Annotated in this window: 12 protein-coding genes; 2 read left to right on the plus strand and 10 right to left on the minus strand. The window is 45.3% G+C overall.

Translation table 11 applies throughout. The features are described from left to right. Positions 1–97 precede the first annotated feature (97 nt). On the plus strand, positions 98–1,630 hold the full coding sequence (gene yjeM / locus HF864_RS00755) for a glutamate/gamma-aminobutyrate family transporter YjeM (protein WP_169461229.1): 1,533 nt from the start codon (positions 98–100) through the stop codon (positions 1,628–1,630). Positions 1,631–1,712: 82 nt separating this feature from the next. Here yjeM and HF864_RS00760 read toward each other — a convergent pair whose 3' ends face one another. The 6 genes from HF864_RS00760 to HF864_RS00785 form a co-directional block, all read right to left on the minus strand. Beyond that, positions 1,713–2,672 (minus strand): hypothetical protein, encoded by a 960-nt coding sequence (locus tag HF864_RS00760; protein ID WP_240936841.1) that lies wholly within the window; start codon positions 2,670–2,672, stop codon positions 1,713–1,715. Between the two features lie 165 nt (positions 2,673–2,837). Next, positions 2,838–3,071 (minus strand): hypothetical protein, encoded by a 234-nt coding sequence (locus tag HF864_RS00765; RefSeq protein WP_169461230.1) that lies wholly within the window; start codon positions 3,069–3,071, stop codon positions 2,838–2,840. A 381-nt stretch (positions 3,072–3,452) separates the two neighbouring features. Then, on the minus strand, positions 3,453–4,787 hold the full coding sequence (gdhA, locus tag HF864_RS00770; RefSeq protein WP_169461231.1) for an NADP-specific glutamate dehydrogenase: 1,335 nt from the start codon (positions 4,785–4,787) through the stop codon (positions 3,453–3,455). Between the two features lie 477 nt (positions 4,788–5,264). After that, positions 5,265–6,356 carry a PTS sugar transporter subunit IIC gene (locus HF864_RS00775; RefSeq protein ID WP_169461379.1) on the minus strand — a complete coding sequence of 364 codons (1,092 nt, stop codon included), beginning with the start codon at positions 6,354–6,356 and terminating at the stop codon, positions 5,265–5,267. Positions 6,357–6,836: 480 nt separating this feature from the next. Continuing rightward, on the minus strand, positions 6,837–8,024 hold the full coding sequence (locus HF864_RS00780) for a cysteine desulfurase family protein (protein WP_169461232.1): 1,188 nt from the start codon (positions 8,022–8,024) through the stop codon (positions 6,837–6,839). A gap of 330 nt (positions 8,025–8,354) precedes the next feature. Beyond that, complete coding sequence (locus tag HF864_RS00785) at positions 8,355–9,230, minus strand: LysR family transcriptional regulator (RefSeq protein WP_169461233.1); 876 nt, start codon at positions 9,228–9,230, stop codon at positions 8,355–8,357. Positions 9,231–9,353: 123 nt separating this feature from the next. On the opposite strand from HF864_RS00785, the gene HF864_RS00790 reads away from it, so the two are divergent. After that, positions 9,354–10,394, plus strand: a complete 1,041-nt coding sequence (locus tag HF864_RS00790) for a putative sulfate exporter family transporter (protein ID WP_169461234.1) — start codon at positions 9,354–9,356, stop codon at positions 10,392–10,394. Positions 10,395–10,435: 41 nt separating this feature from the next. Here the strand turns inward: HF864_RS00790 and HF864_RS00795 are convergent, their stop codons facing one another. From HF864_RS00795 to HF864_RS00810, 4 genes are all read right to left on the minus strand, one after another. Further along, positions 10,436–11,506 (minus strand): LCP family protein, encoded by a 1,071-nt coding sequence (locus tag HF864_RS00795; RefSeq protein ID WP_169461235.1) that lies wholly within the window; start codon positions 11,504–11,506, stop codon positions 10,436–10,438. A 277-nt stretch (positions 11,507–11,783) separates the two neighbouring features. Beyond that, on the minus strand, positions 11,784–12,374 hold the full coding sequence (locus HF864_RS00800) for a LysM domain-containing protein (protein WP_169461380.1): 591 nt from the start codon (positions 12,372–12,374) through the stop codon (positions 11,784–11,786). 333 nt (positions 12,375–12,707) lie between these two features. Beyond that, complete coding sequence (locus HF864_RS00805; RefSeq protein WP_169461236.1) at positions 12,708–13,523, minus strand: Cof-type HAD-IIB family hydrolase; 816 nt, start codon at positions 13,521–13,523, stop codon at positions 12,708–12,710. Between the two features lie 15 nt (positions 13,524–13,538). Continuing rightward, positions 13,539–15,371 carry an acyltransferase family protein gene (locus HF864_RS00810; RefSeq protein ID WP_169461237.1) on the minus strand — a complete coding sequence of 611 codons (1,833 nt, stop codon included), beginning with the start codon at positions 15,369–15,371 and terminating at the stop codon, positions 13,539–13,541. Between the last annotated feature and the right edge of the window lie 67 nt (positions 15,372–15,438).

The following is a 15,438-nucleotide window of genomic DNA, read 5'->3' on the forward strand; positions in this document are numbered from 1 at the left end:
AAATCTCTTCATTATTAATTTTTATAAATTATTAACAAAAAAAGAGCGTATAATTTATACTAATTTACAAATGATTATTGAGAGAAGGAATTCTAATATGGATTCACAGTCGTCCAGTACCAAGATCAAGCTTGGCGCACTGGTTTTGATGATTTTTTCATCGATTTTTGGCTTTAGCAATTCACTGACTGCGTTTTATCAGATGGGCTATGCCAGCATCATTTGGTATATCGTAACCGCAATCTTGTTCTTTTTGCCTTCTGCCTTGATGTTTGCCGAATACGGGGCTTCGTTTAAAGCGGCCAAGGGCGGCATCTTTTCCTGGCTAAGAGGCTCAATTGGCGAAAAGCCAGCCTTTATCGGGACCTTTATTTGGCTTGCCGCCTGGGTCATCTGGCTGGTTTCGTCAACCCAGTTTTTCTTAGTGTCGGTGTCAACCATGATTTCAGGTCATGATCAAACGCAGACCTGGCATCTGTTTAACTTGAGCGCCAATCAGACATTAGGGATCTTAGAGATTGTATTTTTATGCATCGTTACTTTAATTGCCTCTAAAGGGATCGATAAAATTGCCAAGATCTCTTCTTTTTGCGGCATCTTTACCTTGGGAATCTCAATCATTTTTATTCTGGCCAGTCTTTTGGTTTGGATCTTAGGGCATGGTCAGCTGGCTCAGCCAATGACAACTGCCAGTCTGATTCATTCACCCAATGCCGCGTTTGTCTCACCAATTGCCGTGATTTCTTTTATCGTTTACGCTCTGTTTGCCTATGGCGGCTTGGAAACAATGGCGGGCGTGATTGATTCGGTCGATCAGCCCGAAAAGACCTTTCCACAGGCCATGATTATTGCGATGTTTTTAATGACCTTTATCTACATTGCCGTAATTTTTCTTTGTGGGGTCTGCACCAACTGGCAGGCCGTTTTGAGTGGCAAAAACGTTGATCTGGCAAATGTTGAATATGTTTTAATTAACAATATGGGACTGGTAACGGCCCAAAAACTGGGGCTGTCACATGCCGTTGGAATCACTTTAGGAAAGGTCTTTGCCCAATTTACGGCCTTTACCGACGTACTGGGTGGTCTGGGAGGCGCGTTTGTTATGACCTACTCGCCGATCAAGTCGTTTATTGAAGGATGCGATCCGCGCCTTTTGCCTAAGAAGCTAACTGCAATGAACAAGCATGGCATGCCATCATTTGCCATGTGGATTCAAGTTGTGATCGTCTCAATCATCATCCTATTTATCTCGTTTGGTGGCGATGCAGCCGGTCATTTCTATACTATTTTAACGGACATGATGAACGTTTCTTCATCCGCACCGTATCTGTTTTTAGTTGGGGCCTTTCCGTTCTTTAAAATGAAGCATGATCTGGATCGACCATTCGTATTTTACAAAAATATGACGACAACCTGGATCGTATCAATCGTGGTCTGGCTAGTACTGGCAGTAGGCATCATTTTTACCTGCGTTGAGCCAATTTTGGAGCATGATTATGCCACCGCCTTTTGGACGGCAATCGGGCCCGTTGCGTTTGGCGTTGTGGCCTGGATTTATTATTCATGGGCTGAGCACAAACACATTTTAGATGATGAACCTGCTGTCTCAGCTGAAGAAAACGATAACTAACAACATTTGACTCAGAGTAAAAATAGCGCTGTATCAAGCTTTGATGAGCTCGGTACAACGCTATTATTTATATTTGGCTTAATTATTTAAGACTGGCAGCCATCTGAACCAAGGTATCAGTACTGTGCGCTTCCATGGTATAAACGACGTTGCCGCGCATCCAGGTCAAAACCTGAGGCCGCTCACCATCGCCAACGCTGACCTCAAACGTCCCCGTTCCGCGATCATCAGGAGCTGGCAGGTAGTACTGCTCCAACAGTGCGACGATATGCTGAGCAGTTGGCAAAGGATCTTCACCATTGACCGCCGCGGCATGCACCGTCAATTGCCATTTGCCCTCTTTCCAGGTCAGATAGCGCTGCCCGGCCCCGGCATCGATCGTACCCTTGATGCCATGACCAAGATCAACCGTTGCAAGGCCGCTCGTATCAAGGTCATAGTTTCTGATTGCTTGTGCTGCTGCTGATTGGCTGGCATAGGTCTTCTTATTGAAAACCAAGTATGGAATCTGCGAGCTTAGGGTAGCATCATTCAGGCTCTTAGCTGTGTAGCCCACGCTGTAGTAGATCGTGTAGCTGTCCGCATTGCCCGAATAGCGAACGTTGAGGTGTCCATTGCTGGTTGACAGTCCCGACGTAGTTGGCAAAAGAACGTTTTTACCCAGTTTGGAGCGCATCGACTGGTTGAATGCCGTCAGCCGCTGCACATCGCTACCGGTTGGATTGACAGCACTGGACTTGGTCTGACCGGTTAAAGAGTTCGTCGTTGAGCCAGCTGCAGATGATGAAGCAGTAGAACTGGACTGGCTGGCTGATGATTGAGCCGAACTAGAAGACTGGGCAGTCGGAGATGAGCTGATCGACTGTGATGACTGGCTGGCAGCTTGTTTGGCTGTCTTTTTGGCGTTCGAATGCTTTTTGGCGGTTTTAACGCTGCTGGAACTGGACGTATCTTTTTGACTGGACGTGGTTGAAGAACCGCACCCAGTTAAAAGCATGGCCAGGATTACTGCACCAGCCATTAAATTGAATTTCCGTTTCATTGGGCTTCCCTCCCATTGGTTAACTCGAGAAAGCGTTTTCTATTAACTATATTATCCATCAAATCAACGTAATAGACAAATTCAATTTAAATCATCCTGAGCCGCGACCACTTTATTGCAAATAAAAAACCGCCGGGACCTTGATCCCAGCGGCGGTTGGATTGGCTAAAACACCAAGCGGGCACCTAATACCAAAACAGAGATGGCAATTACGACACCCACGCATTCAACGAAAAGGCAGCTGATGTTGATTGTCGTTGCTACCCAGGGGGCTGTTTGCGGCAGGTTATCCTGCACATCCTTCAATACGACAAACAAACTGCTGAGACTCAAAACGGCAAAAACGATCAATGCACCGAAAAGAGCGGCTTGGTTAAGAGCAGCAACAGCAACAAACATAGTAAAACTTCCCTTCTGTAACTTATTTGCATGGCTTATTCTAACACAAGAATTTTTTAAATCCACCCTACGTCCCTTGACAATCACTGCGGTTTATGGTTAAAAATGTTTGAAAAATGAATAAATTGGTTTTTAAACCATAAAAGTCGTTTAAACCTTGATTAAACCATGATTTATGCATATTTAATTTTTAAAATTATTTTTTGAAAAAATTTTTCGTCACTTTTTAAGACAGCGTTTTCACAATTAATTTGGTTAATTTTTAGCGTTTTGCCTCGATTTTTACCGCTATTTTTTCACAAACTTATATGTTAAATTTATCATATTTAGTCAAAAAAACAGCTCCTTATCCCGATTTTGAGATAACGAGCTGTTTAACATTTAAACGATACCTTGCGCCTCCATGGCATCGGCAACTTTTAAGAAACCGGCAATGTTGGCCCCAATAACGTAATCACCTTCATGGCCATATTCCTTGGCTGCGTCATCGATACTATGATAGATGTTGATCATAATGTCTTTGAGCTTGGCATCAACTTCGGCAAAGCTCCAGGACAGCCGCTCTGAATTCTGGCTCATTTCCAATGCCGAAACGGCAACCCCACCGGCATTGCTGGCCTTGCCTGGTACAAACAAAATGCCATGCTCTTTAAGGTAATTGGTAGCCTCGTAGGTCGTTGGCATGTTGGCCCCTTCGCAGACCGCCAGAACGCCATTTTCAACCAGCTGCTTGGCATCCTCAACATTCAGTTCATTTTGCGTAGCACATGGCAGTGCCACATCGGTCTTGATGCTCCAGACACCGCAGCCTTCATGATATTCGGCACTTTCTCGCTGACTGGCGTATTCAGTTAAACGCTGGCGCCGATTCTCCTTGACCTCTTTTAACAAAGCCACGTCAATACCAGCTGGATCATAAACCCAACCAGTTGAGTCAGAACACGTTACCACCTTGGCCCCCAGCTGCTGTGCTTTTTCAATTGCATAGATCGCCACGTTACCTGATCCCGAAACCGTTACCGTCTTATTCTTCAGGTATGTACCGTGATCTTTTAGCAGCTCTTCAACCAGATACAGCAGGCCATAGCCCGTTGCCTCGGTCCGGGCCAAAGAACCGCCAAATGACAGACCCTTACCCGTTAAAACGCCCTCATAGCGATTGGTTAGGCGCTTGTATTGACCATACAGATAGCCAATCTCACGGCCACCCGTTCCAATATCACCAGCAGGTACATCAATGTCGGCACCAATGTATTTATGCAATTCGGTCATAAAGCTCTGGCAAAATGCCATTACCTCTCGATCGGACTTGCCTTTAGGATCAAAGTCGCTGCCACCCTTAGCTCCGCCAATCGGCAGCGTCGTCAGTGAGTTTTTAAAGATCTGCTCAAAGCCTAAAAACTTAATGATCCCCAGATTAACGGTTGGATGCAGCCGCAAACCACCCTTGTAGGGACCGATTGCATCATTGAACTGAACTCGATAGCCATTGTTGACTTGAACCTGGCCATGGTCATCAACCCAGGATACCCGGAATATGATTTGACGATCCGGCGTGGTTAAACGCTCCAATAATGCTTCCTTGCGATAATGATCCTCATTGCGCTCAATTACTGGGCGCAGCGATTCCAAAACCTCCTTGACTGCCTGGTGAAACTCAGGCTGTGCAGGATTTTGCTTAACTACACGGTCATAAACTTCATCAACATATGCCATTTGTCGGCCCTCCTAAGGGAAACTTTATTTAATGAGACTGCTCATTGATAATAATCTTACACTATTAAATTAAAAAAATCTCTTTTTTTAATTATTTTCACATCAAAAAAGCGATCAGTCCTGTCAACCAATCGCTTTCTTTTGCTTGTCAACCACCATCGGCTAAAGTCGATGGCTTGTGGGCAAACACCCCGATATTGAGTGTCTGAACCACAATTTGCATAGATACGGACGATTTACTCAAACAGCCGCAGTTGCTTGAGCAGTGATCGTCTAATTACCAATGCCTTTTACATTCCCAGGTTGCCATAGGAATGATATATCAATAGTTGTTAGATAGTCAGTCTTATAATGCTGTAATACTCACTTTGGTTCTCAGCGAGGCAGTTACTAAGTTAATTACTATCTACAAGTATTCTATCATAGCAGGCCTATCCATCCCATGACTAAAGTCACGGGATTTCCGGCTAGGCATAATTAAAGAACCGTCAAATGCATCTCGCCATCTCGTACCAGCTTCATCTTCTTCATAAGTTGGAAGCCAACTACGGAAATTAATGCCGGTAACGCCATGCCACATACAACATAGGTCGCAAACGCACTGGTACTCTGCCCCCAGAAGTAGATCGGTGCAATAAACGAGTTAAGTCCCAGGCCGCCAACCGTATAAGCGGCACGAAAATGAAGCATTACTGTTGCCAGTGGTGCACAGACCGCTGCTGCCACGACTGGTGGGATCAGTTGCAATGGATTTACGATCAGATTCGGAAACTGCAGTTTTGGCGTAACCACGAATTGCGCAATATTGGCCCCAACCGTATTCTGCCGCCAAGACATTGCCGTAAAGCCAACAAACTGCGCCGTCGTACCAATTGCCGCGGCAGCTGAGGAAACCGGATCAAGCATCAATGCTACTGCCAGTGCCGCTGAAGATGCAGGTGTCATCAAAAACAGCGCCCAAACCACCGAAATGCAGATTGAGCCAAGCACTGGGTTAACCGTCATTGACTTAGCAATGAAGGTACTAACAGCAATCAGTGCTGGCGTAACAACAGCTGCCAAACCCAAACCAGCCATCGTACCTACCATCGTTGCCGCAAATGGAACCAGAACCATATCCAAAGGCGTCTTACCCGAAAGGTACTTGCCGACCAACGCTGCTATTAGGGCCGCACAGACTGCCGAAACCGGCTGACCAGTACTAAAAACACCAGTCCCCGCGGCTTGAACGGCGGTTTGACCGGTTGCCGTCACGGTTGCCACCCCTTTGGCTGCTGTAACAAAATGAACTGCATTAGAACCAACCGTTGCTGCAATCATGGAGCTAAACATAACCAGCGTAGTCGTCTTCAGCTCAACGGCAACAGCAATTCCCAGTGCCGGTGCCAAAAGATCCTGCGCCAGTGTCCCGGCCATATACAGCGGTTGGAAGTGAACAAAACCTGCAATCGTCTGCATCAACAATCCCATCCCCAGCGTGACCAGAATGGCATTGGCAACCGCTGCAGAAATATTATAGGCATATTCCTTAACGGTTGTTTTGTGCACGGCTTTTTCACGTGCACTCATACTAAAATTCACTTGTTTGGTATTGGCTGCTTGCTCCATATGCATTACCTCTTTCCTCTCATACCTTTTTAATAAAACACATCCACTGCCGATTCAACAAGCAGTGGATGTCAAGCTAGGATCTAGATTGATGCTTGTCCACTACCGCGTTTCGGTTTTAGGCGCGCGTCGTGGACAGAAATCTCAATGCTAAAAAGCATGGATTCTTGATCGCACGATTCGCACGATAATAATGACCAGGATTAGGGAAATAATGGCTAGGACAATTGCTGATTGAATCATGGCGATCAAGCTCCTTTCTTAAAAATAAATGAGATTTCTTAATGGCTTTATAATATCAGATTATTGCAATAATACAAGACATTATTAATGTTTTGACTTTTATTAAGTCAGTTTATGCAATAAATACAAAAAAGAGCCGCTGTAAGCGACTCCTCTAACAATGCATATTATTTTTTTAATGTACTAAAACTTAATTAACTAACGCTGACCCCGATCACCATTGTTCTTGAGGCGTGGTACGTACTTATTCAAAGCAGCCAACAAGCGATCAACATCTTCAGTCGTATTGTAGATACCAAAGCTGAATCGCAATGTCTCCCAGACTCTAGGACTGCCCTTGCCATACATGGCTACCAAAACGTGGGAAGGATCCAGTGAACCAGACGTGCAGGCCGATCCCGCTGCCCCGACGATGCCATCCAGATCCAGATTGGTCAAAAGTGCATCATTGGGAACGTCTTTAAACCAGATACTGATAACCTGGGGAGCCATCCCCTCATTTAAGCGACCATTGATCTCAAATTCAATATTATTAGCCTTTAATCCATCAACCAGCCGTTGCTTAAGCTTTAGATAGCGCTTGGTCTGATCTGCCAGATCCGCCATGTGCAGTTCGATAGCCTTGGCAAAACCAGCTGCTGCCGGTACGTTTTCGGTCCCCGCACGCCGCTTGAGCTCCTGGTCGCCACCGCGAACAAACGACGGGAAATTGATGCCGCGTCGCCGGTACAAAAAGCCGATCATCTTTGGGCCATTCAATTTATGACCAGAAACCGAAAGCAGGTCGATCTGATCTTTTTGAACGTCAATCGGTACGGTCCCGTATGCCTGAACTGCATCCGTGTGGAACCAGGCGTTGGTTGGGGCCACGATCTCACCGATTTCATGAATTGGCAGATGGCTGCCGACCTCATTATTGACCATCATGACTGAAACCAGAATCGTATCGGGACGGATGGCCTGCTTTAATTCTTCCAAATCAATCTGACCATTTTCATCCACATTTAGGTAGGTTACCTCATACCCTTGTTTTTCCAGATCCTCTAATGGTCTTAAGATTGCCTCGTGCTCAAAGCGCGTGGTAATGATGTGATGTCCCTCGTTTTGTCGGGCTAGCGCCGTTTGCTTGATAGCGGTATTGTCGCTTTCCGTTCCGCCGCTGGTAATTACGATCTCATCATCATAGGCAGCATTAATCGATTCAGCCATTACGTGACGGCTGTCTTCTAAGACCTGTTTGGCAATCCGACCATAATAATTGGTTGTTGAAGCATTGCCAAAAACGTTGGTCATCTTATCAGTCATTTCTGAAACGACCTCTGGAGCCATTGGCGTGGTTCCGGCATTATCTATATATACTCGCTTGTCCAAAATTTTCGCTCCCATTTTTTGATTTGGTCAAGGTTCTTAATCTAGCGCATTCTTTAGTATACCCCTTGGCCACCGAGACGCAAAATAAAGCCGCTCAGCTTGGGGGAACTGAACGGCTTTATTTTTAAGTGCTTTATTCAATAATTGGGAGTATTTTTGAGAAAAAGTAGGGGATCATCAAATCAATCACCGTTGCTTGATTAATTTGATTGTCATTATCATACCGATTAAATGCAATTAAGCTGTGTCAGATTTATGAAGTAATTGCGAATAATGGTTAAGAAAGCATTTATCAAGTCTTGATTTTGGCTGAGCTGCCCGGTCTTAATTGAACAAATCGCAATTTCAGCGTACCTGACGACAGATTTTGGCCAATTGATGGCGCTGATCTTTAAAAAAACTATTTTTGGCCGTTACCAAATAAAGCGCGTGCCGAATTGAAAGTTCATTGAGATCCCATTCAAAAAGTTTTCCTGACTGTAGATCATCTTCAACCAAGGCCCGATACATAAAGCTGATCCCTACACCATCCTTTAGTAGGGTAATAATTGTCGCTGGACTGCCGATCTCAATTATCTGCTTAAAATCCGTTAAAGCGCTGCCCTGTGCCTGCAGCCATTTTTCTAGAATCTGCCGCGTTCCCGATCCCGATTCACGAATCAACAAGGGGTAGTCAAATAATTCTGGTAAAGCAACAGGCCGATCGATTGCCTGGCTGCCAAACAACGCAAATGGCTCTAAGCCAATTTCTTCCCAATCAAAGCGCTGATGGTCAAAGTCGCCTTCAACCAACGCTGCATCCAGCTCACCTCGTTGAATCTGGTTAAGCAGCGTTTGCGTATTGCCAATCTGAGTTGTGACCGGCCTGTTTTGGGCAATCATTTCCGTCAGCACCTGCGGTAGCAAAAAACTGCCGATCGAAAGTGTCGCGCCCAACCTTAATGGTGCGGTTTGCCTTTTTAGCTCATCCAGCATTTTTTGATTTTCATGCGCCAAAAAGTTCAAATAATCAACCAAACGCTTGGCAGCCGGTGTTAGAGTTACCTTTTTTCCTTGATGATCCAATAGTCGAAAACCAAGTTCTTTTTCCCAGGCATTCAACTGCTGAGAGACCGCTGGCTGTGTAATAAACAGCTGTTTGGCAGCCGCAGTCAGCGAGCCCGTTTTTGCTACGGCAAGCAGGGTTTGACCACGATAATCGAGTAATGGGTCTTTTTCCATGACTGATACCTCTCTTTTATAAGCAGAATTTTGGATTACTAATAAATACTAATTTTTATTTATTAATATATCATGATAGGCTTAAATCATCAGCAATCTGAGTTAAGAGAAAGGGTTTTGGATATGATTAAGACACTGTTTTCACGGCAGTTCATCGTCGCATTTTTTCTGACACTGCTGTGCTCTTTAGCTGGCTCGTTTTTAGGTGGACTTCCCTACCTGTCTGTTATCGGTGCCTTGGTGATTGCATTGATTTTAGGCATGTTGATGCAATTTGCCAAACCAGCTATCAGCTATGCCCAACCAGGAATCGGTCTGATCTCCAACAAGTTTTTGCGACTGGGGATTATTTTGCTAGGATTTAAGCTCAATTTAATTGCCTTGGCGCAAGCTGGCATCAAAACGATTTTACTGGCCGTTTTGATCGTTTCAGGCACGATTCTGCTGGTCTACAATCTAGCGCGGTATTTTGGCGTTGATCGGCATTTGGCAATCTTGGTGGCCAGCGGAACCGGAATTTGTGGTGCGGCGGCTGTCATGGGGATTTCGTCACAGTTTGACAATGCGGCTGATGAAACCGAAGCCGAGCGGCAACGAGAAAACAAGGTCGTTGCCGTTGCCATTGTTGCCATTTTAGGGACCTTGTTCACGCTTTTAGAGATCGGCATCAAGCCGCTTTTGCATATGTCAGCCGTTCAATTTGGCGTCATGACCGGGGGCTCGCTGCATGAAATCGCGCATGCCGTAGCTGCCGGTAGTGCTGGAGGTCCGGTCAGCCTGGATACTGCAATTATCACCAAGCTGTCACGGGTTTTGATGCTGGCTCCGGCTGCCATGATCATTGGCTGGTGGTACCAAAAACAAGGTATCAAGGATGGTTCAATCGTTTTGTCGGCTGACCAAAAACGCGTACCGATTCCATGGTTCATGGTCGGTTTCATTTTGGCCAGCGTCATCGGTACGTTTGTCCCACTTGGCAGTGCTGTTATTGCCGGGATGGTCAAACTGGCCTACCTGGTCTTGGGCATGGCCATGGCAGCATTGGGGATGAGCGTCAACTTCAAGGTTTTATTGACGCGGGGGCGTAATGCATTAATGGCTGCTGTTTTAGGTTCCCTGGTACTGTTGACGTTCGTGATTACTATGAGCAAACTGTTTTTCTAAAACAATCTAAAAAGAGCTAGGGATCTCCCCCCAGCTCTTTTTTAGTTGCTGACAACCGTATTATATTGCGCACCGTTTGGCAAGGTGAATTCCAGATTATTCACCCCATCGTAGCCATTTTGAACGGCATAGTTGTAAAGCTTGGTTTCCGTATTAACAACATGGATCGGCTTTTGACCAAGCGACTTGCGAATGGCCTTAGAAACCCGGTTGATTTCAGTTGGCGTAACGGCCTGGAACGAGGTGCCATCAATGGTAGCACTAAGCCCTTGTAAATGATCAATCTTAACGTTGCTCAAGGCTGGACTATACTTGGTATACAGCGTTGCCACGGCCTTGACTGGCAGGTCAGTCCGCACGCCATCGTCGGCTGCCTTTAAAAGCTTGTTGGCAACCGAGATGGAGCCGTTTTGCTTAAATTTATTGATTACAGCCTCCAGAATCTGCTGCTGACGATACTGACGGCCATAATCGCCGCGTGGATCATCATAGCGCATCCGAGCATATTTAAGTGCCTGGCTGCCATTCAAATGCTGCTTGCCCTTCTTGAAGTGGTGACCCTCATAGGTAAAGGCAAATGAATTATTGACCGTAACGCCGCCAACTGCATTGACGACTTTTTCCAAAACCCCCATATTGACTGAGGCATAGTAGTCGATCTTGATACCGAGTAAATCTTCAAGCTGTTTTTTGGTTTCCTTAACCCCACCTAATGAGTAGGCCGCATTTAGCTTAACATAGGTGTAGCCGCCATCAACCTTAACTTTGATCGGAATGTCACGCGAGATTGCCGTCATCCGCACCGTTTTCTTTTTGGGATTGACGGTAATAACCTCAATCGAATCGGTATTGCCGGCCCCCCAGTTTTTACGTCCCAAGGCACCGGAATCGATTCCCAAAGTCATAATCGTGATTGGCTTGCCCTCACGCAGTTTTTTATCAACTTTGGCACTATTGCTGAATACCTTAGAGGCCGTCTGATGAATCTGATAGTATTCATAACCGCCACCAGCTGCCAGCCCGATCACAATCAAGGCCAACAGCCATTTAAGCCAGCGCCATTTTTTCTTTTTTGGTTTAGGCGTTCTGGTTGGTTGTGTTTGTTCTTCCATGTTTTCGTTCGCATCTGTAATCAAGAATTCATTCAGATCATCAAACGATTCTCAATTTGCAGCATAATCCTCCCGTCACAGATTTGACAGTAAACTGACTGTTGCCATATTTAGCCTGACTAATTCAATTTAGCAGAGAAATCCAACAACAAGCTCAGTTTGCTTAAAAATTTAAAAAATTAATAATCTTCTTTAGCAAATTTTTAAGTAATTTCCAAAATAAAAACACCGTTCATAAAGAACGGTGACTAAATTACTGTTTTATTAATGTTTGATCTTAGTACCAGCCATTGCTCATCCAGAATTGTTGAGCATTGGTCCAAGAACCGTAACGACTGGCAACATAATTGTCAGCTACTCGTTCTTGGTTGGCAGCGGAGTAGTCGCCATTCAGGTAAGAAGCGCTCAATTGGTACTTACCGATGTATTGACCGTTACGAGCACCGTAGTTGTTGCCGGATTCACGAGCAGCAATCCATGCCTTGGCAGCTGCTTCGGAACCAGAAACTGATGAAGTGTAGCTGGAAGTGGTTTGTGAAGTTTGAGCAGCAGCTGATTGCGTCGTTGCTTGAGCGGCTGGCTGTGCCGTAGCAGCAGTTTGTGCAGCATCAGTACCTTGGCCATCCGTCTTAACAACCAGTTGTTGACCAACGTAGATCTTGTTGATGTCTTGAATGTTGTTTTGTTGAGCCAGGGTTTGAATCAAGCTGTTGTCGTTAGCGAACTTTTGAGAAATGCTGGACAGCGTGTCGCCGGATTGTACCGTGTAGGTCGTGTCAGCGTTGGCAACCGTAGCCGTAGCAGCAACGCCAAATGCAACGGCGCCCAAAGCAGCAGTAACTTTCTTGAAGTTCTTCTTCATAAAAATCAAAACCATCCTTTATCAATTATCAATTCGTTATTTATCATTTCCTTATCAACGGTCCCTATCATACACGCTCAATATTACCAACAGATAACAGAGCAATTGCGATTTAAGAGTTTTTTACGGCCGTTTTGTAATATTTTGTAACATAACCTTTATCGTTGAATCAGCAATTTGATTATAAATGTTGTTATAGCAATGTTTTTAGGTTTGGCAAACTTTTTATCTAAGTATTTTAAATATTGCAAAAAAAATCGTAAAAAGTCACACAAAAACCATTTTTCGGCTTTCGGCAGCTTTTTACGACCCTTTTTTAAGGCTTGACCATCGTCAATATTACATTAATGTTGCAAAATAATTTTCCAGATAGACAGCTACGCCATCCTCATCATTAGCAGCCGTCAGATGATCGGCAACTTTTTTGACGCTTGCCAATCCATTTGCCATGACCACGCCATCGCCGGCATCTCGAATCATCTCATAGTCATTGTCAGCATCACCAAACGTCATTAGATTCTCAAATCCCCAGCCATAGTGCTGCAGCAGTGCTGCCAAGCCAACGCTCTTGTTGACGCCGTTTGGCAAAAATTCCAAAACCATCGGCTGCGACTGGACGACATTGACTTGTTTTTTCAGCTCATCAGGTACGCTTGGCAAGACCTCACGACTCATTTTTTCTGCTGGAATTGCCATAATGGCTTTGGCATAAACATGATCATCACCAGGCAGATCACTAAAATCCGCATCCTCAAACTCAATATTTTTTAAGATCGTTTTGTAGATCGAACGCGGCATATCCATAATCTCATAGACACGATCAAAGTCCAAAACATCCAGTGAAAAGTCATGCTGCTTGGCAAAAACAAAAACAGCCTGCAGCTTATCTTTGGTGATACCATGTTCGCTGAGTGCGTTCCGAGTCTGATTATTGACGACCAAGCCACCATTAAAGGTAATCGTATAGTCATCAGCCGTGGTCAGCCCCAGCTGCTCGATATAAGGCCAGATAGCATTGATTGGCCGACCTGTACAAAGCACGACTTTGATACCTTGTTCGTGCAGTCGTTTCAAGACTTGCTCGTTTCTTTGGCTGATCTCCTTTTGACTGTTCAGCAACGTATTATCCATATCCAACGCAATCATTTTAATCATATTATTATCTCTTTTCTATTTATTTTTTAGAATGGTTTTGACGATTAAGCGCGTAAAGTAGGCATTCCCCTGCTCATTCATGTGCACCTTGTCTTGGCCAAACCACTCGGCATGACTGCTGGCAGCCTGATTCCAGTCAATCACATGCACATTGTTATGCTGCTTGGCAGTCTGCTTGATCTGATCACAAACCGTCTGTTCCCAGTCACGCGTTGGTACGTGCGGCGTAATCCAATATATCTGATGATCGCTGCCGATTGCATTTAAGATATCATCAATTGTCTGTGCATTCATTGCGCCATTGGTTCCAAGGTTTAGAATCACGATCTTTTGCAGCTGGCCTTTTGCCTTGAGATCTTTAATGACTCCAGGCGTGGCATTGCCCTGACGACCAACTTCAGCATCAACATAGGCATGCGGCATGATTTCTTGAATATCCTGGGAGGCATCCGCCATTACCGAGTCCCCAATTGCCGTGATCTTAAGCTGTGAAGCGGCTTTTAGCTGAGCTGAGGTCAAACCGTATTTTTTCTGCAGCGACTTGCTGTTGACGTTAACTTTAGTCGTTTTTCCTTTGGCAATTTGTTGATTTTTCTGCGCGGTGGCCTGCTTGCTTTTTTCAATCCGGGTCTGTTCCGCGCTCTTTTTAATCGGTCGACTCGGCAGCATCAATCCACACAAAGCGATAAAGCAGATGATCACACCAGGGCCGATCTTGACCCATTGCCGCCAGTCGTGCATCTTAAAATCGATCCAGTGTCGAATGCTGTTTGGCAGATGACGCCATTGATAATGGGCCAATGGCTGTTCAACAAAACGATAGGAAAGCTCGCTGATCACCATGATCAACCCACATTCAATCAGCGCATTGAGCAATGGATGCTGGCCAATCTCAACTACTCGCTCATAAAAGACCATTACCGGCAGCTGATAGACATAGATACCATATGAACGCTGACCGATCCAGGCAAAAATCGGATTGGTCAGCCACCGATTCATATGACTGCCGGGATGAACCACGGTCGCAATTAAAAGCATTCCGATCAGACTATAGAAAAACATGCCCCCACGATAGGTCCAGCTGCTCTGCCCTGGTAAGGTAAAAAAGCCCAGCAGCGTAATCAAAAGCGCACTGATCCCAACCCCATCCAAGATTTTGGCGGCCGGCGTCGTCAATTTGGCGTTTAGATGATCGATCGGCCAGCACAGCGCCAGCCAGGCACCCAAAAGCAGCGAAAAGGCCCGCGTATCAGTTCCATAATAGACGCGGTTCAGATTATTTGGATCAAATAAGACGGCCATCTCAATTGCTGAGGCAACGGCCAGGATAAAAACGGTCCATTTAATACGCGTGCGTTTTCTCAAGACCAAAAACAGCAAAAACAAGATCAATGGCCACAAGAAATAAAATTGTGCCTCCACGCCTAAGGTCCACAGATGCGTGAACGGCGACTCACCATTAAAACGGTCAAAGTATGACTGTCCATGACCAATTTCCCACCAGTTGTAAACCCAAAGCAGATTGGTAATGATCGTACTCTTTATGTTGTGCAATAGATCGCGGGCGAATACCGTAATATAGGCTGTTGTGACCGTCAGCATAACAATCAGCACCGGATAGAGTCGGCGCAGTCGCTTAAGATAAAACTGTGTCAAGCGAATGCCGCCTGTCTGATCCATTTGACGTACCAACTGCAAGGTCACGAAATACCCCGAGATCAAAAGAAACAGCGGTACGCCCAGATAGCCGCCCGGCAAGGTTGTTGGCAGCAAGTGATAGATGATTACGCCAAATACGGCCAGCGTCCTGACGCCATCGATTCCGGTCACGTATTGCTTGGATCGCATAAAAACTTCCCCCAAATTAAAAATACAATTTTCATTATAGTCACAGTTGTTCGTCAAGTCTCACCAA

Origin of the sequence: Lactobacillus sp. MRS-253-APC-2B, from assembly GCF_012843675.1 — a bacterium.
Classification (GTDB): Bacteria; Bacillota; Bacilli; order Lactobacillales; family Lactobacillaceae; genus Limosilactobacillus; species Limosilactobacillus pulli.

What these genes read in the sequence shown, in the direction of transcription:
- HF864_RS00775 (WP_169461379.1), bottom strand. Translation starts at nt 6,356, where the DNA reads ATGAGTGCACGTGAAAAAGCCGTGCACAAAACAACCGTTAAGGAATAT.
- HF864_RS00765 (WP_169461230.1), bottom strand. Translation starts at nt 3,071, where the DNA reads ATGTTTGTTGCTGTTGCTGCTCTTAACCAAGCCGCTCTTTTCGGTGCA.
- yjeM (WP_169461229.1), top strand. Translation starts at nt 98, where the DNA reads ATGGATTCACAGTCGTCCAGTACCAAGATCAAGCTTGGCGCACTGGTT.
- gdhA (WP_169461231.1), bottom strand. Translation starts at nt 4,787, where the DNA reads ATGGCATATGTTGATGAAGTTTATGACCGTGTAGTTAAGCAAAATCCT.
- HF864_RS00795 (WP_169461235.1), bottom strand. Translation starts at nt 11,506, where the DNA reads ATGGAAGAACAAACACAACCAACCAGAACGCCTAAACCAAAAAAGAAA.
- HF864_RS00790 (WP_169461234.1), top strand. Translation starts at nt 9,354, where the DNA reads ATGATTAAGACACTGTTTTCACGGCAGTTCATCGTCGCATTTTTTCTG.
- HF864_RS00810 (WP_169461237.1), bottom strand. Translation starts at nt 15,371, where the DNA reads ATGCGATCCAAGCAATACGTGACCGGAATCGATGGCGTCAGGACGCTG.
- HF864_RS00785 (WP_169461233.1), bottom strand. Translation starts at nt 9,230, where the DNA reads ATGGAAAAAGACCCATTACTCGATTATCGTGGTCAAACCCTGCTTGCC.
- HF864_RS00805 (WP_169461236.1), bottom strand. Translation starts at nt 13,523, where the DNA reads ATGATTAAAATGATTGCGTTGGATATGGATAATACGTTGCTGAACAGT.
- HF864_RS00780 (WP_169461232.1), bottom strand. Translation starts at nt 8,024, where the DNA reads ATGGGAGCGAAAATTTTGGACAAGCGAGTATATATAGATAATGCCGGA.
- HF864_RS00760 (WP_240936841.1), bottom strand. Translation starts at nt 2,672, where the DNA reads ATGAAACGGAAATTCAATTTAATGGCTGGTGCAGTAATCCTGGCCATG.